19 protein-coding genes are annotated in these 21,027 nt (G+C 71.6%); 14 read left to right on the plus strand and 5 right to left on the minus strand.

Annotated features, from left to right (window positions below; translation table 11 throughout):
• Nucleotides 1–55: 55 nt before the first annotated feature.
• Entirely contained in the window at nt 56–670 is a 615-nt protein-coding gene (cmk, locus tag Q0116_RS11620; protein WP_297888384.1) for a (d)CMP kinase, read from the plus strand.
• Between the two features lie 30 nt (nt 671–700).
• On the opposite strand, the gene Q0116_RS11625 is transcribed toward cmk, so the two are convergent.
• The gene (locus Q0116_RS11625; RefSeq protein WP_297888386.1) at nt 701–1,696 is read right to left on the minus strand and encodes a hypothetical protein; all 996 of its coding nucleotides are present in this window, start codon (nt 1,694–1,696) and stop codon (nt 701–703) included.
• Between the two features lie 137 nt (nt 1,697–1,833).
• The gene (locus Q0116_RS11630; RefSeq protein ID WP_297888389.1) at nt 1,834–2,304 is read right to left on the minus strand and encodes an MGMT family protein; all 471 of its coding nucleotides are present in this window, start codon (nt 2,302–2,304) and stop codon (nt 1,834–1,836) included.
• A gap of 132 nt (nt 2,305–2,436) precedes the next feature.
• Between Q0116_RS11630 and trpC the strand changes: the two genes are divergently transcribed.
• The 4 genes from trpC (at nt 2,437) to Q0116_RS11650 (ending at nt 6,274) form a co-directional block, all read left to right on the plus strand.
• Nucleotides 2,437–3,261, plus strand: coding sequence for an indole-3-glycerol phosphate synthase (gene trpC / locus Q0116_RS11635; RefSeq protein ID WP_297888392.1), 825 nt, complete (start codon nt 2,437–2,439; stop codon nt 3,259–3,261).
• Nucleotides 3,258–4,556, plus strand: coding sequence for a tryptophan synthase subunit beta (gene trpB / locus Q0116_RS11640; protein ID WP_297888395.1), 1,299 nt, complete (start codon nt 3,258–3,260; stop codon nt 4,554–4,556). The genes trpC and trpB overlap by 4 nt, the downstream gene beginning before the upstream one ends.
• Complete coding sequence (trpA, locus tag Q0116_RS11645; protein WP_297888398.1) at nt 4,557–5,402, plus strand: tryptophan synthase subunit alpha; 846 nt, start codon at nt 4,557–4,559, stop codon at nt 5,400–5,402.
• Between the two features lie 80 nt (nt 5,403–5,482).
• The gene (locus Q0116_RS11650; RefSeq protein ID WP_297888401.1) at nt 5,483–6,274 is read left to right on the plus strand and encodes a 2-amino-3,7-dideoxy-D-threo-hept-6-ulosonate synthase; all 792 of its coding nucleotides are present in this window, start codon (nt 5,483–5,485) and stop codon (nt 6,272–6,274) included.
• 23 nt (nt 6,275–6,297) lie between these two features.
• On the opposite strand, the gene Q0116_RS11655 is transcribed toward Q0116_RS11650, so the two are convergent.
• A complete protein-coding gene (locus Q0116_RS11655; protein ID WP_297888404.1) occupies nt 6,298–7,851 on the minus strand; it encodes an HTTM domain-containing protein in 1,554 nt (517 codons plus the stop codon).
• 112 nt (nt 7,852–7,963) lie between these two features.
• On the opposite strand from Q0116_RS11655, the gene Q0116_RS11660 reads away from it, so the two are divergent.
• Both Q0116_RS11660 and Q0116_RS11665 read left to right on the plus strand, forming a co-directional pair.
• Nucleotides 7,964–9,136: a 3-dehydroquinate synthase II gene (locus tag Q0116_RS11660; protein WP_297888406.1), complete on the plus strand. Its 1,173-nt coding sequence runs from the start codon at nt 7,964–7,966 to the stop codon at nt 9,134–9,136.
• 87 nt (nt 9,137–9,223) lie between these two features.
• Nucleotides 9,224–9,838 (plus strand): hypothetical protein, encoded by a 615-nt coding sequence (locus Q0116_RS11665; protein ID WP_297888408.1) that lies wholly within the window; start codon nt 9,224–9,226, stop codon nt 9,836–9,838.
• A 48-nt stretch (nt 9,839–9,886) separates the two neighbouring features.
• Here the strand turns inward: Q0116_RS11665 and Q0116_RS11670 are convergent, their stop codons facing one another.
• Complete coding sequence (locus Q0116_RS11670; RefSeq protein ID WP_297888411.1) at nt 9,887–10,603, minus strand: SDR family NAD(P)-dependent oxidoreductase; 717 nt, start codon at nt 10,601–10,603, stop codon at nt 9,887–9,889.
• 156 nt (nt 10,604–10,759) lie between these two features.
• On the opposite strand from Q0116_RS11670, the gene Q0116_RS11675 reads away from it, so the two are divergent.
• On the plus strand, nt 10,760–11,698 hold the full coding sequence (locus tag Q0116_RS11675) for a carbohydrate kinase family protein (protein WP_297888413.1): 939 nt from the start codon (nt 10,760–10,762) through the stop codon (nt 11,696–11,698).
• Between the two features lie 71 nt (nt 11,699–11,769).
• Here Q0116_RS11675 and Q0116_RS11680 read toward each other — a convergent pair whose 3' ends face one another.
• Nucleotides 11,770–13,296, minus strand: a complete 1,527-nt coding sequence (locus Q0116_RS11680; protein WP_297888414.1) for a carboxypeptidase M32 — start codon at nt 13,294–13,296, stop codon at nt 11,770–11,772.
• 143 nt (nt 13,297–13,439) lie between these two features.
• Between Q0116_RS11680 and Q0116_RS11685 the strand changes: the two genes are divergently transcribed.
• The 6 genes from Q0116_RS11685 to Q0116_RS11710 all read left to right on the plus strand — a co-directional run.
• Entirely contained in the window at nt 13,440–14,486 is a 1,047-nt protein-coding gene (locus tag Q0116_RS11685; RefSeq protein WP_297888417.1) for a low specificity L-threonine aldolase, read from the plus strand.
• A 159-nt stretch (nt 14,487–14,645) separates the two neighbouring features.
• Nucleotides 14,646–15,002 (plus strand): DUF2209 family protein, encoded by a 357-nt coding sequence (locus tag Q0116_RS11690; RefSeq protein ID WP_297888432.1) that lies wholly within the window; start codon nt 14,646–14,648, stop codon nt 15,000–15,002.
• Entirely contained in the window at nt 14,999–16,354 is a 1,356-nt protein-coding gene (gene hflX / locus Q0116_RS11695) for a GTPase HflX (protein ID WP_297888420.1), read from the plus strand. The genes Q0116_RS11690 and hflX overlap by 4 nt, the downstream gene beginning before the upstream one ends.
• 99 nt (nt 16,355–16,453) lie before the next feature.
• On the plus strand, nt 16,454–18,415 hold the full coding sequence (acs, locus tag Q0116_RS11700; RefSeq protein WP_297888423.1) for an acetate--CoA ligase: 1,962 nt from the start codon (nt 16,454–16,456) through the stop codon (nt 18,413–18,415).
• Nucleotides 18,416–18,656: 241 nt separating this feature from the next.
• Nucleotides 18,657–20,432 carry a bacterio-opsin activator domain-containing protein gene (locus Q0116_RS11705; protein WP_297888426.1) on the plus strand — a complete coding sequence of 592 codons (1,776 nt, stop codon included), beginning with the start codon at nt 18,657–18,659 and terminating at the stop codon, nt 20,430–20,432.
• 129 nt (nt 20,433–20,561) lie between these two features.
• The coding region (locus Q0116_RS11710; RefSeq protein ID WP_297888429.1) for an acetyl-coenzyme A synthetase N-terminal domain-containing protein at nt 20,562–21,027 on the plus strand (466 nt) is incomplete at its 3' end.

The raw sequence follows: 21,027 nt of genomic DNA on the forward strand, positions 1-21,027 counted from the left end.
CGGAACTTCGCGCGACCGACCCGTTTATCCCCCGCGCTTTCGTGTCGCCACACGCATGAGCGGCACCTCGCCGGAGCCCGACCGAGGGATCGACCGCAACCTGTTCGTCACCGTCTCGGGGCCGCCGGGGTGCGGGGCCACGACCCTCGTCGAGGGGATCGCCGAATCGCTCGACTGCGGCTACGTCTCCGGGGGGGAGCTGTTCCGCGAGATCGCCGCCGAGCGCGACATGAGCCTCTCGCAGCTCATCGCCGAGACCGGCGAGTCCGAGGAGATCGACCGCGCGCTCGACGAGCGGCTCCGCCGCATCGCCGAGAAGTGGGGGACCGCCAACAAGGCGTTCGTGCTGGAGTCGCGGCTGGCGGGCTGGATCGCCGGCAACCGCGCCGACATCCGGATCTGGCTCGACGCGCCGGACGAGGTCCGCGCGGACCGCACGGTCGACCGCGAGGAGATGACCTCCGAGATGCAGGTCCGCGAGGTGATCGAAGAGCAGCGCTACAAGTCCTACTACGGGATCGACCTGTCGGACCGCTCCATCTACGACCTGGTCATCAACACGGGGCGGTGGGACGCCGAGGCGACGCTCGACCTCGCGCTCACCGGGATCGAGCGCTACGACGTCGACGACGACGAGGGCGCGTTCGACACGCCCGACTTCGAGATCTGAGCGGCCGCGACCGACGGCCGGTCGCCGCCGTCAGAACCGGAAGACGGCGCTGAAGTGGTTGACGTGCCAGGGCCCCGGGTAGACGCCCCACACCTGGTCGTCGTAGTGGAACGCGCCGACGAAGTGGATCTCGTCCTCCTCGCGCAGGTCGTTGGCGACCTCGCTCAGGCGACTGGCGCTCTGCTCGTAGTCGTCCGCCTCGCCGACGAACGGGTACCCCGGCTCTTCGAACCCCGGGATCCCGGTCAGCGCTCCTCCCTCGTTGAAAACGCGGATGCCGCCGTCGCCGCTCTCGTCGACGACGAAGTCGTTCTCCGAGTCGCCGTCGTCGCCGGACTTCTGCCCGAGGTTGTGGAACCCGACCAGCCCGTTCCCCGCCGGCGTGACGAACGGGTCCTCCGGGCCGAGCTCGCTGTCGTCCGCGAGCGCCGCGAACTTGACGACCCAGATCGTGTACTGGCCGTTCGGCAGGGCGCCGCGGACGTTGATGTTGACGCGCGTCCCCGTAGCTCCGCCCTTGCCGTTCCCGTTAGAACCCCCGGCGGGTTTGACGCCCCCGACCGTCGCCGTGCCGCCGACGTCGCTGTACTCGCCCCACGTCACCGGGACCCAGGGCTCGTCGTAGCCGGCGTCGCGGTCGTACCCTTCCGGCGGGCGGACGACCTGGTGTTTCCCGTCGTTCAGCGGGCGGCCGAGCGTCGAGTCGTACTCGTCGCTCCCCTCGATGATCTCGTCGAGCGGGATGGACACCGGACCGGGGTCGAACAGCTCCGTGGCCGGGGCGAACGGCGCCGTCTCTCCCGCCGCGTCCGTAATGAAGTTCGGGTTCGTCAGGACGTTGATCTCCGCGCTGGCGTCGGGCCCGTTCCCGTTTCCGCCCCCGTTTCCGTCGGCTCCCTTCGCGCTCGCGGTCGCGCTCGACACCCCGGCGAACCCGGCGACGCCGAGGAACCGCAGCGCGCCGCGCCGCGGCATCCCGCCCGTCGGTCCGTCGCTCTCCGCCTCCGTGCGCTTCTCACCGTTCATGTCGAATCACCAACCACAGTCGGAACTGGCGGGGCGCGGCCGTCTTAGACCTGGCTCGGTCGTGTATCGGTACCGAACGATAGCAAAGGATTATTTTGCCGGGTTCTTCCGGTCCGCGCGCTCGGAGCGGCCCGACCTCACCGAGAGAGCCCTTCGACGCGGCGCAGCTCGCCCCGCACGCCGCCCGGCGTCGCGTACGGGCCGCCGCTCACCCGGTGGTCGGGGAGCAGGACGGGGACCGGATTGTCGGCGAGCGCGCCGGTGACGGTCTCTAAGTCGTCCGCGTCGTCGGGGTCGAACCCGGCGAGCCGCGCGAGCCGGCTCACGGAGACCTCCTCGCCGTAGGGGACGCTCCGGAGGGCCTCCAGCACCTCCCGCTGGTCAGTCGGCACGGTGAGGCCGAGCGCCACCTCGGCGAACTCGTCGCGCTCGCCGTCGAGGTACACGTCGATCCTGTCCAGCAGTTCGTGGTCGCCGTCGGCGTCGCTCGGCGGTTCGGCGGGGAACGACAGCGAGATCACGCGGCCGCCGGCGAACCCCACTTGGACGGTCCGGTCGATCTCGTCGAACTCCCGGGCGAAGACGCCGGACGTGCCGGCCATACTCATACCCTTCATTGGGCGGGTGGTTCACTTAAAACATCTCCCGCGAGCGCGGCTCGCGTCGCCGCTCTGTGGGCGCGTGAGGCGACCCGATCCCCCGCAAGTCTTATGAACAGATACGTACATTAGTGTATAGTAATGGACGATCCAGACGAGCTGGCGCCGGCGGTCAGATCGATCCTGTCCGCCGCCCGGGACCGCGCCGACGCGAGGGCGGGGGCGACCGTCTCGGTCGCCCCGCGCGACCTCTCGGCCGCGTTCGAGCGGGCGGCGGCGGACGGGCGCGTGCCGCTGATCGCCGAGGTGAAACCGACGAGCCCGACCACCGAGGGGGCCCGCGAGGACGACCCGGTCGCGCTCGCCGAGGGGATGGTCGCCGGCGGGGCGGCCGCCCTGAGCGTGCTCACCGAGCCCGAGCACTTCGGCGGGAGCGTCGAGACCCTCGAACGCGTGCGCGACGCGGTCGACGTGCCGGTGCTCCGGAAGGACTTCGTCGTCGAGGAGGCGCAGTTGGACGCCGCCGAGAGCGACGTCGTCCTGCTCATCGCCCGGTTCGTCGGCGACGACCTCGCCGGCCTCTTGGCGGCCGCCCGCGAGCGCGGCTTCCAGGTCCTCGTGGAGGTCCACGACCGGGCGGAGCTGGAGCGCGCCGTCGACGCGGGCGCGACGACGATCGGCGTGAACAACCGCGACCTCGCGGAGCTCGTCGTCGACCTCGGAACCTTCGAGTCCGTGGCGCCCCACGTCCCTGACGACGTGACGCTGATCGCCGAGAGCGGCATCGGGGCGCCCGCGGACGTCCGCCGGATGCGGGCGGCGGGCGCCGACGCCCTGCTCGTCGGCAGCGCGATCATGGACGGCGACGTCGAGGCGAACACCCGCGACCTGGTGCGGGCGGAGGCGGGAGACGGCGGCGCGAGCGGCGAAAGCGATACCACCGACGCGACGGAGACACCCACATGAGCGAGACCGACACGCGGACGACGGAGGAGATGAGTCGACGCCCCGGCCGCGAGCGCGGCCGCGACGACGGGAAGTTCGGCCGCTACGGCGGCCAGTACGTCCCGGAGGCGCTGATGCCCGCGATCGAGGAGCTGGCCGACGCCTACGAGCGCTACGTCCTCGACAACGAGGACGGCTTCGTGGACGAGTTCCGGGAGCGCCTCGCCGACTTCGGCGGGCGGCCGACGCCGCTCCAGCGGGCGGACCGGCTCTCGGAGCGCTACGACACGGAGGTGTACCTCAAGCGAGAGGACCTGCTCCACGGCGGCGCGCACAAGCTGAACAACGCGCTCGGGCAGGTCCTCTTGGCGAAGTACATGGGCAAAGAGCGCATCATCGCGGAGACCGGCGCGGGGCAGCACGGCACCGCGACCGCGATGGCGGCGGCGCACCTGGACATGCCCTGTACGATCTACATGGGGGAGCGCGACATCAACCGCCAACGTCCCAACGTCTTCCGGATGAAGCTGAACGGCTCCGAGGTGAAGCCGGTCACGACCGGCCGCGGCACCCTCAAGGAGGCCATCTCCGAGACGATGCGCGACTGGGCGGAGACGGTCGAGGACACCCACTACGTGATCGGGTCCATCGTCGGCCCGCACCCCTTCCCGGTGATGGTCCGCGACTTCCAGGCGATCATCTCCGAGGAGGCCCGCGAGCAGACGATCGAGCAGACGGGCGGGCTCCCGACCGACGTGGTCGCCTGCGCGGGCGGCGGGTCGAACACCATGGGCACGTTCGCCGACTTCGTCGACGACGAGTCCGTCGCGCTCCGCGCGGTCGAGGCCGGCGGCTCCACGCTGGACGTCGACGAGGAGGCGGGCGTCGCGCCGAACTCCGCGTCGCTGTACACCGGCGACGAGGGCGTCCTCCACGGGGCGCGGACGAAGCTGCTCCAGGACTCCGACGGGCAGATCATGGAGAGCCACTCCATCTCCTCCGGCCTCGACTACGCCGGCGTCGGCCCGGAGCTCGCGTACCTCGTCGACGAGGGTCGCGTCGACCCGGTCGCCGTCGACGACGACGCCGCGCTGGAGGGGTTCCACCGCCTCTCGAACACGGAGGGGATCATCCCGGCGCTGGAGACGGCGCACGCGTTCGGCTACCTCGAGGAGCACCACGAGGAGCTTGGCGACCGCGTCGTCGTCAACGTCTCCGGGCGCGGCGACAAGGACCTCGACGCAGCCATCGAGGAGACCGACCAGCGGGACGTGGCGAACGCGCCCGACATGTCGATGTTCACGGGGGGAATGTAGATGGCGAACTCCGAGGCCGTCGCCGCCGCGTTCGACGACGGCCCCGCCTACGTGCCGTACCTCGTCGTCGGCGACCCGGACTACGAGTCGTCGAAGGCGTACGTCGAGGCGCTCGACCGCGGCGGGGCCGACGTGATCGAGCTCGGGCTCCCGTTCTCCGAGCCGATCGCCGAGGGGTCGACGATACAGGAGGCGCTCGTCCGGTCGCTCGACGCGGGGATGACGCCCACTCGCTTCTTCGAGTTCGCGGAGGAGCTCGACGTCGACGCCGCGCTGGTGTGTATGACGTACTACAATCTCATCTACCAGTACGGCGAGGGCGAGGGGCCGCGCCCCTTCGTCGAGCGCGCCGCGGCGGCCGGCATCCAAGGGCTCGTCGTCCCGGACCTGCCGGCCGAGGAGGCGGACCCCCTGCGCGAGGCGTGCGACGACCTCGGGCTCGACCTCGTCTTCATCGTCGCGCCGACGACGCGCGACGACCGTCTCGACCGCCTCATGGAGCGCGTGTCGGGGTACGTGTACGTCCAGGCCCGGCTGGGGACGACCGGGGCGCGCGACGACGTCTCGGACCAGACCACGCAGAGCCTCGACCGGCTCCGCGAGTACGACGTGCCGAAGGCGGTCGGGTTCGGCATCTCGACCGGCGAGCACGCCGAGCGCATCGTCGCGGGCGGCGCCGACGGGATCATCGTCGGCTCGGCGCTCGTCGACATCGTCGCCGAGGGGGTCGCGGAGGACCGCTCGTCCGCGGAAGTCGCGGACCGACTGGAGGCGCTCTCCCGCGAGCTGAAAGCGGGCGCGGAGCGCGGGCACCGCTCGCGGACCGAGCCCGTCGAGTCCGCCTGAGCCGAAACGATCCAATACGTCCCCGAACGAAACCGACTTACCTCCGATTGCCACACTCTCACACAACGACCCACCCCACCATGACAGCAGGACTCTCGGCACGACTCGACCGCATCTCCACGAACGACCGCTACCTCGTCGTCCCCATGGACCACGGGATCACGATGGGGGCCGTCGAGGGGCTCGTCGACATCGAGTCGACGATCGACGGCGTCACGCGCGGCGGCGCGGACGCGGTGCTCACGCAGCGCGGGATCGCCGACCGCGTCCACGACAACAAGAACGACGCCGGCTACATCGTCCACCTCAACGGGTCGACGACGATCGGCCCCGACGAGCGCGACAAGCGCGTCACCGGCACCGCCGAGGACGCGGTCCGCGCCGGCGCCGACGCCGTCTCGTTCCACATCAACGTCGGCTCGGAGCACGAGCCGGAGCAGATCGAGGAGCTCGCCGAGCTGACCGCGGACGCCGAGCGGCTCGGGCTGCCGGTCCTCGCGATGGCGTACGCGCGCGGCCCGAGCGTCGACAGCACGGATCCCGAGTCGCTGGGCCACGCGGTCCGGCTCGCCGAGGAGCTCGGCGCCGACGTGGTGAAGACGGGCTACTCCGGCGACGGCGACTCGTTCGCCCGCGTCACGGAGTCGACGCGGCTCCCGGTCGTCATCGCGGGCGGCTCGAAGGGGACGGACCGGGAGACCGTCGAGATGGTCCGCGGCGCGATGGACGGCGACGCCGCCGGCGTGTCGATGGGGCGGTCGATCTTCCAGCACGACGACCCCGAGGGGATCGCGCGGGCGGTGTCGGCGATCGTCCACGACGACGCCACCGTCGAGGAGGCGCTGCGGGCGGGCGGGTTCGTCGAGGCCTGAGGCCGGTCGGTTACCGGTCCGGGTCAGCAGGCGACGCGTATCTGTTTCTCCGCCTCGGGCTCGTCGACCGGCCCGGTCGCGTCGACCGACTGTTCGACGCGGAACACCGTCACGGACGCCACGTCGCGGTCCGCGCGCTCACAGAGGTACGACGCGACCGGGCGGTACCGGGACTCGCCGGCGTGCTTCATCCTGAATCCGAACTGGTGCCAGAGGGTCGACGGATACGTCTCCGCCGCGTCGGGCGGCCGGTCGTAGGTGGCCGGCTCGCCGTCTCGCAGGTCGATCGGATCGCCGGACTCGGGCGTCCCCCGGACGACGTACCAGCTCGAGGCGTCCGGCGGGTTCGGCGCGAAGAACGACCAGCTCACCTCCGACAGGTCGCCGGTCGTCTCCGACGCCGGGAGATCGACGAGACCGACGCCCGCCGCCTGCCACCAGACGAGCGCGAGGAAGAACCCCACGAGCAGCGCGCTCGTCCCCACCTTCATCGCGCGCCGAGCGCGCGACGGAGTCGGGTCCACGGCGCGGGGCTCCGTCCCGCCGTCGCTCCGGTGAGCACGGACGGGGTCCGCGAGCCGCGTCGACTCGCGGAGCCTCGCCGTGACGGCCTCGAGGCGGTCCCACGCGCCGGGCGGGAGGAACAGGAGGAGGATCGCGGTCATGACGAACGGGAACACGGCGAGCCGCATCGTCGCCGCCATGCCGAGGTGCGCGGCGACGAACGCGAGGGCGACGCCGGTCCGGCGCCGCCCGGTCGCGACGATCAGCGCGGGGGACGCCGCGAGGAGCGCGATCCACGACCAGTTTATCGCCGTCAGCAGCGCGGCCCGCTCCGAGAGGAGCGGTCCGAGCCCCACCGTGAACTCGCCCAACTGGAAGATCCGCGGGACGGCGACGCCGGACATCCACGCGTCGCTCCGGTACTTCGAGACCGCGTTCGCCGCGTATATCGACACGAGCGTCAGGAGCGCGACCGCCGTCCCTACCGAACAGACCCGCGAGTCGAGGGCGCTCTCCGGAGCGTCGTCTCCTCGCCTCTCGGTCTCTTCCCGGGCAGCCCGACCGCTCCGCGAGTCAGCGCCGAGCGACCAGCGCGCGTCGAGCGGGAGGAAGAGGCCGAGAAAGAGGAACACGACCAGGATCGTGTTCCCGCCGTTGATCACGTACGGGTTCCGCGCGTACAGCGACGCGAGCAGGGCCAGGGTGAGACCCGTCGCCGCCCGCGTGCGGTAGCCGACCAGCATCGAGCCGGCGGCGAGGACCCCGACCGCGAGCAGCCCGGTCTGTACCCGCGCTGACCCGGAGATCGCGTACAGCGACGCCTCCGCCAACAGCGGGAAGCTCTCGGCCAGCGTCGATCGCGGGAGGACGCCCCCGTCCGCGTAGAACGCCCCCACCGCCGGTAGCCGATAGACGAGCAGGTCGGCGAGGACGAAGAGCGCCACCCCGATGCGGAACGCGCCGAGCGCCCGCGGGTCGATCCCGAGGTGGGGAGCGACGCGCTCGCGGAGGGACTCGCGGGCGGCGGCGTAGCGGGACCCGGCTTCCGAGGGGCGATCCGCGGGCGACGACATTCGACTGACAATTGCGAAAAGAGGATAAGTGCTTTGTCGTCGCCGCGTCGGGTCGCCCGCAGCACACGACCCTTCCGCAGTTTTCAAGCCGCCCCGCCGCGAGTTCCCGGTAATGACACGCACGGTCTGGGTCAAGGCCGACGGCGACGTCGGGGACTGGGAGGCGCGGAAGCGACGGGTCACGGCCGCCATCGAGGCCGGCGCGGACTGGGTGCTCGTCGACGAGGGCGACGTCGGCCGCGTCCGGGAGCTGGGCGACGTGAACGTCGCCGCCTTCCGCTCCGACGCCGACGTGATCGACGACGCCGAGAGCGACGTCGAGGCGGACGCCTACTTCGTCGGCAAGGGCGGCGAGGGCGACGGGACCATCTCGATGCCCGAGGAGTTCTCCGGCTCCGCGGACCTCACCACGCTGCGCCGCCGCGACGACCGCGCGCAGGGGGCGTACGTGCGCGTCCTCGGCACCGAGTACGAGGCGTTCGCGGAGGCCGCGGCCGACGACGCCGACTTCACGGTGATCGTCGGCGAGGACTGGTCGATCATCCCGCTGGAGAACCTCATCGCCCGCGTCGGCGAGGAGACCCACCTCGTCGCGGGCGCGACGACGGCCGCGGAGGCCCGGACCGCCTTCGAGACGCTGGAGATCGGCGCCGACGGCGTCCTCCTCGATTCCGACTCGCCCGACGAGATCCGCGGGGCGGTCGAGGCCCGCGACGCCGCCGACCGCGAGACGCTCGACCTCCGGCACGCCGCGGTGACCGAGATCGAACAGACCGGGATGGCCGACCGCGTCTGTATCGACACCGGGTCGCTGATGGACGACAGCGAGGGGATGCTCGTGGGGTCGATGTCGCGGGGACTGTTCTTCGTCCACGCCGAGACCGCGGAGTCGCCGTACGTCGCCTCCCGCCCGTTCCGCGTGAACGCCGGCGCGGTCCACGCGTACGTCCGCAACTCCGAGGGCGGCACCAACTACCTCGCCGAACTGTCGAGCGGCGACGAGGTCCAGATCGTCGACACCGACGGCCACACCCGGGAAGCGGTCGTGGGCCGGGTGAAGATCGAGAAGCGCCCGATGTTCCGGATCCAGGCCGAGGTCGAGACGGAGGACGGGACCGACCGCATCGAGACGCTCATCCAGAACGCCGAGACCGTGAAGATCGCGACGAGCGAGGGGCGCAAGGCCGTCACCGAGGTCGAGCCGGGCGACGAGGCGCTCGTCTACTACGAGGACGTCGCGCGCCACTTCGGCGAGGCCGTCGAGGAGAGCATCATCGAGAAGTGATCCCGCGGCGCGGCGGCGTTCGCGGCCGAAACCGGCGGTGTTCGTGTCGACCAGAACGAATTTTGTGGTTGATTGCGATCTAATGTCATGGCATTCGCTAACGAGGCGGACCGGCGCGTCGTCGAGCAGGGGTTCCTCGATCGGGTCCAACACCTCGCCCAAGCCGCGAACCCGGCGTTCGCGGCCGGGAGCCTCCTCGTCCCGCTGGCGTTCTTCGGGGCGAGCCTCGCGCTCGCGAGCACCGAGCTCCTCTTTTACACCCACGTCGCGGCGGGGGCGATCTGGTTCGGCTTCGCGCTGATCTTCCCGGCGGTCATCGGCCCGACGCTCGGCGGCTTGGACGAGGAGGCGTCGGCCGCGGTGACGACGACGCTGGTGCCGAAGGCCGTCTTCTTCCTCGTCGGCTTCTCGCTGACGACGGTGCTGTCCGGGACGGTGCTGCTCACGACCGACCTCGGCCTCGGCTACGGCTTCGGCGGCGCGTGGTCGGGGGCCGCGCTCGCGCTCGGCTGGGGACTGTTCGCGTTCGGGATCGCCGTGCCCCACCGGCTCCACCTCAGCGCGTACTACGAGACGCTGTCGCCGGACCCCGACGCCTCGCGGCTCGAATCGATCGAGAAGAAGAACCTCGTCGTCGGGCTGTTCGAGGCGGCGATGATGCTGGCGATCATCGTCATGATGACCGGGTTCCGGCTGGGGTGAGCGCCGGGTGCGGACGGTGCGCGCATCCCCCGGAGAGCCGCGCTGCGCCTACCAGGGGATCCGCTCCCGGTCCTTCCAGAGCAGTCCCCCCGGACTCCCCTGGGCGAACCGGGCGAGCCACACCGGGGTCTCGGCCCCCTTCGACGGCGGGCGGGGCGCGCCGTCCCCGCCCATGTCCGTCCGGACCCACCCGGGGGAGACGGCGTTGGCGACGAGCCCCTGCTCGCCGTACTCGCCGTTGAGGTACGCCGTGAGTCCTCCGAGCCCCACCTTCGACAGCCGATACGGCGGATAGCCGCCCTCCATCTGCCCCTTCGTGAACTGCCCGAGCCCGGACGACATGGAGATAACGCGCCCGCCGGGACCGTCCAACAGCAGCGGCAGCGCCTCCTTCGTCAGCAGGACCGGCCCGCGGAGGTTCACGGCCATCGTCCGGTCGAAGTCGGCGTCGTCCATCTCGTGGAGCGGCCCCGACCGCGGGAAGATCCCGGCGTTGTTCACCAGCACGTCCAGCGATCCCTGCTCCCGTTCGATCCGGTCGACCGCAGCGCGGATCTGCTCGTCGTCGGTCACGTCCAACTCGACGGCCCGCTGGTCCGCCGCGGTGACGTCGGCCGGATCTCTGGCCCCGGCGTACACGGTCGCGCCCAGCTCCGCGAGGCCCGCGGCGATCTCGGCGCCGATGCCGCGGGTCGCGCCCGTGACGAGGGCGACGTCGTCGGTCAGGTCCGACTTGAGGTCGACTTCGGGGTGCGTCTGTGTCATGTCTATCAGGGACGCCCTCCGGCCGGAAATATCCCACAGCCGCACGCGAACGCCACTCACCCAGCGGACGGGCGATTCGCGGCCGACGCTCGGAGGCGACGTCGAGTGGGTAGATTCATGCCGGTACCGGCACAGCGTTCCATCCACGGAGAAACAGTGAGTGACGGCGAGCGAGAGATAGCGGTCGTCGGCGACACGACGGTCGATCTCTACCCGACGGACGGCGGACCGATCGCGCCCGGGAGCGGCTTCGAGTGGCACGTCGGCGGCACGGCGACGAACGCCGCCCGGTGGGCGGCCGCGCTCGGCTGCGAGGTCGACCTCGTCACGAACGTCGGGACCGACGTGCTCGGGGCGGCGGCCGCCCGACGGCTCGCGAGCGGCCCGGTCGACACGGGGCGCGTCGCGCGGGTCGACGCCCCGTCGCCGCTGACGATGTACACCGGAGGAGCAGGCGAAGAGGCGTGGAACGCGTGGGTGGCCGGGAGCTGCTACGGGTTCACCCCGCCGGACGATCCGGCGTCGTTCGCGACCCCCTACGACTGGATCCTCCTCGAGGGAGTGACGCTACCGTCCGCGGTGAACCGGACGGCGGTCCGTCGCCTCGCCGCGGCGGCCGCGGAGCGCGACGCTCGCGTCGCGTTCGATCTCAACGGGCGTCCGAACCAGTGGTCGGCCCCGGACGAGTACCGAGGCGCGCTGGGGGAAGTCCTCCCGCGCTGCGACCTGCTGTTCGCCGGGACGGACGACCTCGCGGTGGCCGGCGTCGAACCGACGCCGGCGGGGCTGCTCGAACTCCTCCCGGCGGACCACTCCGCGACGGCGTTCGTCACCGACGGCGGCGAGGCGACGCGGGCGCTCCGGATCGACGACGGGGCCGTCACGGAGCGCGTGAGCGTCGCGCCTCCGTCGGCGAGCGTCGCGACCACGGCCGGCGCCGGCGACGCGTTCGCGGGCGCGGTCCTCGCCGCGCGACACGGCGGCGCGTCTGACCTCCGCCGACTGGCGACGATCGGCAACGAGGCCGGCGCGGCCGCCGTCGAGACGGTCGGCGCGTTCGACGCGGAGGCCGCCGCGACGGATCGGTCGTTCTGACGCGCGGACGCTTCCCGCGGAGAACCGTCCGCGGTGGCAGAAAAAGCCGGTTCGGAGCGTTCGACGACGCCTCAGATCCCGTACAGCTCGCCGTACTTCTCGTCGACGTAGTCGAGGAAGGCGTCGGCCGAGAAGTCCTCCCCGGTCGCGCGCTTGACGAGCTCGTTCGTCTCGTAGCGGGAGCCGTGCCGGTGGACGTTCTCGCCGAGCCAGTCGTGGAGGTCGTCGAACTCGCCCTCGGCGATCTTCGCGTCGAGGTCGTCGATCTCGGCCTCGGCGGCCTCGAACAGCTGCGCGGCCATCACGGAGCCGAGCGAGTAGGTGGGGAAGTAGCCGAAGTTGCCGTGGCTCCAGTGGATGTCCTGGAGGCAGCCCTCGCTGTCGGTGTCGGGGCGGATGCCGAGGTACTCCTCGTACTTGTCGTTCCAGACCCCGGGCACGTCCTCGACGTCGAGGTCGCCGCGGACCAGGTCGCGCTCGATCTCGAACCGGATGACGATGTGGAGGTGGTAGGTGAGCTCGTCGGCCTCGACCCGGATGAGGTTGTCCTCGTACACCTGGTTGAACGCCTCGTAGGCGTCGCGGACCGTCGCCTCCTCGGTCTGCGGGAAGTGCTCTTGGAAGACGGGGAGGAACTCCCGCCAGAACGCCTCGCTGCGCCCGACGTGGTTCTCCCAGAGGCGCGACTGCGACTCGTGGACGGAGAGGTCGCGCGACGTGCCGAGCGGCGTGCCGAAGTGCTCCTGCGGGAGGCCGAGGTTGTACTGGGCGTGACCGAACTCGTGGACCGTTGAGCCGACAGCGCCGAGCGGGTCGGTCTCGTCGAACCGGGTCGTCACCCGGCAGTCGAACTGGTTGCCGGAGGTGAACGGGTGCGAGGAGACGTCGAGGCGGCCGCGGTCGAAGTCGTAGCCGACGAGTTCGAGCGCGTCGCGCGACAGCGCCTCCTGCTCGTCCTCGGGGAAGGTCCCCTCGAAGGTGTCGACCGCGAGTTCGACGTCCGACTCGCGGATGTCCTCGATCATCGGGACGAGGGCCTCGCGGAGCTCGGCGAGGATCGACTCGGCGCGCTCCATCGACAGGCACGGCTCGAACTCCTCGAAGAGGACCTCGTAGGGGTCGCGGTCGGGGTCGATGTGCTCGGCGTACTCCCGCTTCAGCTCGACGTGCTTCTCGAGGTAGGGGGCGAACTCATCGAAGTCGTCCTCCGCCTTCGCCTCCTCCCACGCCTGGAGCGCCTCGGAGCCGGTCTCGGAGATCTCCTCGACGAGCTCGACCGGGACGGCGTCGGCGCGCTCGTACTCGCGGCGGACCTCGCGGACGACCGCGGCCTGCTCGTCCGTGAGGTCGGCGTCGTCGAGCTCGTCGAGCAGCTCGCCCGTCTCGTCGGCGGTGACCATGTCGTGGTGGACCGAGGAGAGCGCCGAGAGCTGCTTCGACCGGGCGGGAGTACCGCCCTCGGGCATCATCACCTGCTGGTCCCACCCGAGGACCCCGGAGGCGCTGCCGACCGCATTCCACCGCTGGACGCGGTCGAGCAGGGCCTCGTAGGCGTCCGGTGCGCTCGCTGACTCGTCTGGCGCGGCTTCCGTTGCCATACGTCACGAATCGATCCCGGTCGTTAAGAAGGGACCGGACGCGGAACCGAGCGTCGAACCCTGATCCCCCGCCAGCGCTCGCTGCGGCGGCTGTTCGCCGAGCGCGGGATATATGCCCGCCGCCGCGGAAGGACCTACAACGGATGTCCCACGACGACTTCATCGACCTGCGGTCCGACACGGTCACGACGCCCTCGGACGAGATGCGCGACGCGGCCGCGACCGCCGAGGTCGGCGACGACGTGTACCGCGACGACCCGACGGTCAACGAGCTGGAGCGACGGGCCGCCGAGGCGGTGGGAACCGAGGCCGCGCTGTACGTCCCCTCGGGGACGATGGCGAACCAGATCGCGGTCCACGCGCACACGGAGCCGGGTCAGGAGCTCCTCTTGGAGCGCGAGTCGCACATCTACCGCTGGGAGCTCGCGGGCGCGGCGAAGCTCTCGGGCGTCCAGACCCGGACGATAGACGCGGGCGAGCGCTGCGTCCCGACCCCCGAGGCGGTCCGCGAGGGACTCGTCGACGAGGACCTCCACCGCCCCGGGACCGGCCTCCTCGCCGTCGAGAACACCCACAACTACCGCGGCGGGGTCGCGGTCCCCGTCGACCGCATCGCGGCCGCGGCCGATGTCGCCCGCGACGCCGACGTGCCGGTCCACCTCGACGGCGCGCGCGTGTTCAACGCCGCGGTCGCGCTCGGCGTCGACGCGAGCGAGGTCGTCGCCCCCGCCGACAGCGTCACGTTCTGCCTCTCGAAGGGGCTCGGCGCGCCGGTCGGCTCGATCCTCGCCGGCGACGAGGCGTTTATCGAGGACGCCCGCCGGGTCCGCAAGCTGTTCGGCGGCGGGATGCGCCAGGCCGGGATGATCGCCGCGCCGGCGCTCCGCGCGCTGGAGAACGTCGACCGCCTCGCGGAGGACCACGCAAACGCGGAGCGGCTCGCGGCCGGCCTCGACGCGCTCGACGGCGTCGACGCGCCCGCGCCGGACACGAACATCGTCGTTGCGGACACCGAAGCGGCCGGCATCCCGGCCGAGTCGCTCTACGCGGGCTGTAAGGACGCCGGCGTCGGCTGCGTCGAGTTCGACGATTACACGACGCGGTTCACCACGCACCTCGACGTCGACGAGGGCGACGTCGACGAGGCGGTCGACCGCGTCGCGGCCGTCGTCGACGACCTCCGGAACTGACCGAGGCGTTCTGGTCGCCGCGCCCCTCCCCGCGGCGACCCACGAAAACGTTCAATTCGACGGGCCGCATACGGCGTGGTATGGACAGGCAAGCGGTCGAGGGAGACGGGCGACCCGACCGAACGGTGGTGGACGGCTCCCGCCCCTGAGGTCGTCGGCGTGGACATCAGCGGCCGCCACGAGGAGGACGGCGAGTACCTGATGGTCGCGGCCGCGGTCCACGCGCGTATCGACTCCGCGCGGATCCGCTCGGTTGAGGGGATCGGGTTCGCCGCCGCGCGCGAGGGGCCGACGCTGGAGGCGATCGTCGCGCTCGCCGCGGACGCCGTGGGCGACCTCCCGACGCCGCCCGACGGCCACATCGTCGCGGAGGGCGGCGAGTTCTACGAGGAGCCGGCGAGCCGCGTCGGACTGAGCTTCCAGCCCGAGTTTAAATACGTCGAGAGCATAGGCGAGCGCGAGACAGTGCAGGCAGCACACCACGCCGCGTACGCCGCTCGGGACCTCCTCCGATGAGCGACGGCGCCGAGGTCCGCGTCGATTCCGAACCGACCGGGGAGGGGCGTCGAGCGGTCGTCGCCAAGCGCGTCGACTCCGGCGCGGCCGACCTCTCCGAGATCGGCCAGCTAGCGGCGGCGGCGGGTTACGAGGTCGTCGGCGAGCTCACCCAGACCCGCACCGAGGACGCCGCGTTCATGTTCGGCGAGGGGAAGGTCGCGGAGCTGCGCGACCTCGTCCGGCGCGCCGACGCCGAGGCGGTGATCATCGACAACGACGTGGGGCCGTACCAGACGTTCAACATCGGCGGGAAGCTCCCCGAGGGCGTCGAGGTGGTCGACCGGTTCACGCTCATCCTCGAGATCTTCGGCCAGCGCGCCAACACGCGGAAGGCGCAGCTCCAGGTCGAGCTCGCGGAGCTGCGCTACGAGCTCCCCCGGGCGGAGGCGAAGGCGAGCCTCGCGAAGCGCGACGAGCGCCCCGGGTTCATGGGGCTCGGCGAGTACGACGAGAGCGTCGAGCGCGACATCAAACGGCAGATCTCCGAGATCCGCGACGAGCTGGCGTCGATCGCGGAGAAGGAGGAGGCGCGCCGCGAGCAGCGCCGCGACTCCGGCTTCGACCTGGTCGCGCTCGCGGGCTACACCAACGCCGGGAAGTCGACGCTGATGCGCCGGCTCGCGGACGAGCTGGCGGTCGACGAGAACGCCGAGCGCCACCGCGACCTCGACACCACCGCGGAGTCGCAGGACATGCTGTTCACGACGCTCGGGACCACCACGCGCCGCGCGGAGATGGAGAAGCGCGACGTCCTCCTGACCGACACCGTCGGGTTCATCGCGGACCTCCCCCACTGGCTCGTGGAGTCGTTCGAGTCGACGCTCGACTCGGTGTACCGCGCGGATCTCGTCCTCCTCGTCGTCGACGCCAGCGAGTCGGTCGAGGCGATGCGCGAGAAGCTCGTCACGAGCCACGACACCCTCTACGAGCGCAACGAGGCGCCGGTCGTCACCGTGTTCAACAAGATCGACCGGCTCGAACCGGGCGCGCTCGCGGACAAGCGCGCCGCGCTCTCCGGCGTCGCGCCCGACCCGATCGCCGTCTCGGCGAAGACGGGCGCGGGCGTGGCCGAGCTCCGCGATCGGGTCGAAGCAGCGCTCCCCGACTGGGAGCGCGAGCGCCTCGTCCTCCCCGTCTCCGACGAGTCCATGAGCCTCGTCTCGTGGGTCCACGACCACGGGTACGTCGCCGAGGAGACGTACGCCGGCGACCAGGTGACGGTCGACTTCGAGGCCAAGCCGTCCATCGTCGCCCGCGCCCGGGCGAAGGCGGCCGACATCTCGACGTCGCCGCCGGAGGAGTCGGTCTGACCGCCGGACCGCGCGAAGAATCGACGCCCCTCGACGGGGGGCGCTCGGTCCGCGGGTGACCGGACAAAGTATACGGTTCTGCGCCGGCCATTGGGTTCCATGGACGACTCCGGGGACGCCGGCCGGCCCGTCGACGGCGACGAGGACGCCGTGCCGCCGCCGGCCGACTTTCGGGATCGCGCCGCCGCGAGCGACCCCGCGGTGTACGAGCGGTTCGACCGCGAGGGCCCGGAAGCGTGGCGGGCGGCCGCGGACCTCCTGACGTGGGACCGCGAGTACGAGACCGTCCTCGACGACTCTCAGCCCCCCTTCTACGAGTGGTTCCCGGACGGGCGGCTGAACGCGTCGGCGAACTGCGTCGACCGCCACCTCGACGACCGCCGGAACCAGCTCGCGATCCGGTGGTTCGGCAAGCGGGGCGAGCGCCGGTCGTACACCTACCTCGACCTCCACCGCGAGGTGAACGCGCTCGCGGCCGGACTGCGCGACCTCGGCGTCGAGGAGGACGACGTGGTCACGCTGTACCTGCCGATGGTCCCGGAGCTGCCGATCGCGATGCTGGCGTGCGCCCGGATCGGCGCGCCGCACAACGTCGTCTTCGCGGGGCTGTCCGCGGAGGCGCTCGCGACCCGGATCGACGCGGCCGACTCCGAGTACCTGATCACCTGCGACGGGTACTACCGCCGCGAGGACGCGTTCAACCAGAAGTCGAAGGCGGACAACGCCCGGATCCGCGCCGAGAGCGAGCTGTCGGCCGCGGTCGTCGTCGACCGCCTCGGCGACGAGCTGGCCGTCTCGCTCGGCGACGACGAGCACGAGTACGAGGCGCTCGTCGGCGCGCACGACGGTGAGACGGTCGCGCCGGTCGCCCGCGACGCGACGGACCTCCTCTTCGTGATGTACACCTCGGGCACGACCGGGCGGCCGAAAGGCGTCGAGCACGCGACGGGGGGCTACCTCGCGCACGTCGCGTGGACGACGCGGAACGTCCTCGACGTGCGCCCGGACGACACCTACTGGTGCGCCGCCGACATCGGCTGGATCACCGGCCACTCCTACGGCGTCTACGGCCCGCTCGCGGCCGGGACGACGACGGTGCTGTACGAGGGGTCGCCCGACTACCCCGACCGCGACCGCGTCTGGGACCTGATCGAGCGCAACGCGGTGAGCGTCTTCTACACCTCGCCGACGGCGATCCGGTCGTTCATGAAGTGGGGCGCGGAGTACCCCGAGTCGCACGACCTCTCGTCGATCCGCCTGCTCGGCACGGTCGGCGAGTCGATCACGCCGAAGGCGTGGCGCTGGTACCGCCAGCACGTCGGCGGCGGCGACGCGCCCGTCGTCGACACGTGGTGGCAGACCGAGACCGGCGCCATCGCGCTCGCCACGCTCCCCGGGGTCACGCCGATGAAGCCGGGGAAGGTCGGCCCCCCGCTGCCGGGGATCGACGCCCGCGTCGTCGACGAGGAGGGCGATCCGGTCGCCCCCGGCGAGTCCGGGTACCTCACGCTGGGCTCCCCGTGGCCCGGGATGTTGCGCGGGCTCCGGGAGGGCGACGAGCGCTACCTCCGCGAGTACTGGCTCCGGGGGGAAGACGGTTGGCGCTACCGGACCGGCGACGGCGCGACCGTCGACGGGGACGGCTACGTCACGATCCTCGGCCGCGTCGACGACGTGATCAACGTCCGGGCGCAGCGGTTCAACACGGGGGAGCTGGAGGCGGCCATCGTCGACGCCGACGGCGTGACCGAGGCCGCGGTCGTCGGGGACGACGACGGGCGGATCGTCGCGTACGTGACGACGAAGAGCGGCGTCGAACCGGGCGAGCGGCTCCGCGACGCCATCGCGGACCGGCTGACCGACGCCGTCGGCGACGTGGCCCGCCCCGACCGGGTCGTGTTCACCCCGGAGCTCCCGAAGACGCGCTCGGGGAAGATCATGCGCCGGCTCTTGGAGGACATCGCCCGCGGCGAGGAGTTCGGCGACGTGAGCGCGCTCCGGAACCCCGAGGTGGTGGGCGAGATCGAGTCGACCGTGAAGGACGGCGGCGCCCAGCTGTAAGCGCTCTCGGGCCGCGCGGACGGGCTCCTGCTCGCGGTCTCGCGTCGTTTCCGACCGCCGAATGGCTCGGCCGTCGCGGTGGTCGACGACTGTAGTTTCGTAAGTGAGAGCAGATACGAAGCTATTTCTCCACAGCTCGTCGCAGGCAGGAGAGTGTTCACGAAGAGACGGTAGACCTGAGAACAGAAACCCCGATCTCCCCAACAATTATGTTTCGTCTGGTCGTTGAGTCCCGAAACAGATGGTCGACTCCCTCGACGCGGACGCCTACGACGCGCTCGTCACCGCCGCGGAGACCTACCGCGCGGCGCTCGTCGTTCGGCTGGCCGGCGAGGCCGGGCTCCGCACCGAGGAGATAACTCGGGTCGCTCCGCGACACCTGCGGGAACCCGAGTCCGTCGCCGGGGCGCGCCTCCTCGCGGTCCCGGCGGTCGACGGAGCCGACGGAGCGGCGGGTCCCGGCGACGAACCGATCGACCGGGAGACGGTGGTGCCGGCGTCGCTGGCGGCCGGCCTCGACCGGTACGCGACGAGCGAGGGGCTCGACGACGACGAGCCGTACGTCGGCGTCTCTCCTCGCCGCGTCCAGATGATCGTGAGCGAGACCGCGGCGCGGGCGGCGAGTCTCACCGAGGCCGCCCCCGACGGGCGGGTCACGCCGAGCGCCCTGCGGAAGACGTTCGCCAGGCGACAGCTCGTCGACCGTGGCGTCGACCCGCGGGCGGTCCGCGACGCGGGCGGCTGGGAGTCGCTCGGCACGCTGGACCCGTACCTCGAACCGCTCGACGGGGAGGCGCTCGCGGCCGCGATGACGGGTGAAGAGACTTCTGACGACCCGTCGGCGGAGCGGGCCGGGACGACGGTCCTGGCAGGGTTCGAGGCGCTGGGCGATCCCGGGGAAGCGAAGCCTCCCGCGGCCGTCGCCGCGGGGCTGGTCGAGGCCGACCGGTGGGCGGAGGCGTGGGTCGTCCGGCGGGCGGTCGGCGGCGACCGGGCGGACGTGACCGCGGCGGCGGGCGTCGATCCCGAGGCGCTCGCGGATCGCGGAGTGGCGGCGGGCGGGCCGTGGCTGGACGCGATGGGTGACAGCGCACCCGCCGCGACCGACGGCCGGCGGGAGACCGACGGCCGGCCCGCGATGGCGGTGCCGGCGGCCTACGAGGGCGTGGTCCACGGCGCGCTCTGCGTCGTCGCGGCCGACGGCGACCCCGTCGAACCGGCGGAGCGGCGGGCGCTCGCGGCGCTCGGACGGTGTCTCGGGCGGGCGATCACCGCGGACCGGTGGCGGGAGCTGCTCCACTCCGACGCGGTGACCGAGGTGGAGTTCCGGACGAGCGACGACGGGGCGTTCCTCGCCCGCGCGAGCGACCGGCTGGACTGCCGGATCGAGCTGGCGTCGACCGTCGAGGTCGACGACGACGTCTCCCGCGCGTATCTCTCCGTCGAGGGCGCCCGCCCGCAGGACTTCGCGTCGGTCGTCACGTCGGCGGCGGGGGCGTCCGACTTCCGCGTGATAGAGACCCGCGAAAACGGCTGCTCGGCGTCTGTCCGGCTCGCCGACGGCTCGCTCGTCAGGGCGCTGATCGACCACGGCGCGACCGTGCGCGACGCGTCGGCCGCCGACGGCCGTGTGCGCGTGGTCGCGGACTTCCCCGGGGGGACGAACGTCCGGCCCGTCGCCGACGGCCTCCGCGACCGGTTCGCCGACGTGCGGCTCGCGAGCAAGGAGTCGGTGGCGCGCTCGCCCCGCACGGAGTCGTCGCTGCGGGAGGGCGTCGCCGACCGGTTCACCGACCGCCAGTGGGCCGCGCTGTCGGCGGCGTACCACGGCGGCTACTTCGACTGGCCGCGCGGGAGCACGGCCGAGGAGGTCGCCGACGCGATGGGCGTCTCGTCGCCGACGTTCCACAACCACCTCCGGAAGGCTCAGCGCGCGCTCCTCGACGGCGTCTTCGAGGACGACGCGGAGCGGTCGCTCCGCGAGGGCGACGGTCCGGCGGCTCCGTCAGAGCGGTGAGCGCGCGCGTCGCCGGCCGTCGACGGTCGTTCCGCCGGACGAGCGCCGGCGACGCCGGCGTATCTATCACGATTTTTCGTATTTAGCGCCGGCGTTTATATGCCGATATGGGCTGGATACGACCGTACCATGACAGAGGAGGACGGCCAACTGGAAGCGAGACTCGCGGAACAGGAGGTATTCGAGCCGTCGGAGTCGTTCGTCGAGCAGGCGAACGTCTCCGACCCGGAGATGTACGAGGAGTTCGAGGAGAACTGGCCGGAGTGTTGGGAGGCGGCCGCCGACCTGCTGGAGTGGGAAACGGACTACGACCAGGTGCTCGACGACGGCAACCCGCCCTTCTACGAGTGGTTCACGGGCGGCGAGCTGAACGCGTCGGCGAACTGCCTCGACCGGCACCTCGACGACCGGGGCGACGAGGTCGCCATCGAGTGGGTCGGCGAGCCGGTCGACGAGGACGACCGGTCGTACACCTACGAGGAGCTCCACCGCGAGGTGAACGAGTTCGCCGCCGCCCTTCGGGAGCAGGGCGTCGAGGAGGACGACGTCGTCACGATGTACATGCCGATGATCCCGGAGCTGCCGGTCGCGATGC

It is taken from the genome of uncultured Halorubrum sp. (assembly GCF_937146585.1).
GTDB classification, from domain to species: domain Archaea; phylum Halobacteriota; class Halobacteria; order Halobacteriales; family Haloferacaceae; genus Halorubrum; species Halorubrum miltondacostae.